Consider the following 765-nt stretch of genomic DNA (forward strand, 5'->3'; position numbering starts at 1 on the left):
CCCTCAAGCACCTGGTCGAGTTGGTCGGCGAGCTGGCAGAGCGCAAGGTCGGCTTACAGAGCCTGAATGACCCCATCGACACCACCCACGCCCAAGGCCGCCTGGTGTTCAACCTGTTCGCCTCGCTGGCGGAGTTCGAGCGCGAGCTGATCCGCGAGCGGACTCAGGCGGGTCTGTCGGCCGCACGGGCGCGTGGCCGGATCGGTGGCCGTCCCAAGGGCCTGCCAGCCAAGGCTGAGGCCACCGCCATGGCGGCCGAAACCCTCTACCGCGAAGGTCGCCTGAGCGTCAGCGCGATCGGCGAGAAGCTGCACATCTCCAAGAGCACGCTGTACAGCTACCTGCGCCACCGTGGTGTCGAGATCGGCGCGTACCAGAAGAGCGCCAGGTCACGCGACCAGCAGCCTTCGGCCGCGTCGCCGGCAGAGCCGCCCGCCGCCGAGCGGGTGGCCACCGTCACCCTGCGCCTCGCGGTGGTGAATAACAGCAAGTTCGTGCGCGGCCGGAAGCGGGCCACGGAGAACATTGAGCGCTACTGCCTGGAGCCCTATGGCATGAAGCGGCTGGATGCCGGCCACTATGAGTTGACCATTCCGTATCGGAGCGACGATGAGCTGGACAAGAGCGTGCATGACCTGCTGACCGAGATCAGCCAGGAGGCCGACATGCGCAACTGTTTTGTCGAGATGGGCGCCTGGGAAGAAGACACCGAAAAGCGTTGGTAGGGCTTACGTTGGTTTTTGGTTCCATTGCTCCCCAAACCCC

Annotated in this window: 1 protein-coding gene; it reads left to right on the forward strand. The window is 65.2% G+C overall.

Translation table 11 applies throughout. The features are described from left to right. Window positions 1–725 (forward strand): recombinase family protein (locus JJD74_RS30620; protein WP_185831723.1); only part of this gene is annotated, 725 nt, incomplete at its 5' end. Between the last annotated feature and the right edge of the window lie 40 nt (window positions 726–765).

The organism is Pseudomonas sp. MF6776 (assembly GCF_016613125.1).
Taxonomy (GTDB): Bacteria; Pseudomonadota; Gammaproteobacteria; order Pseudomonadales; family Pseudomonadaceae; genus Aquipseudomonas; species Aquipseudomonas iridis.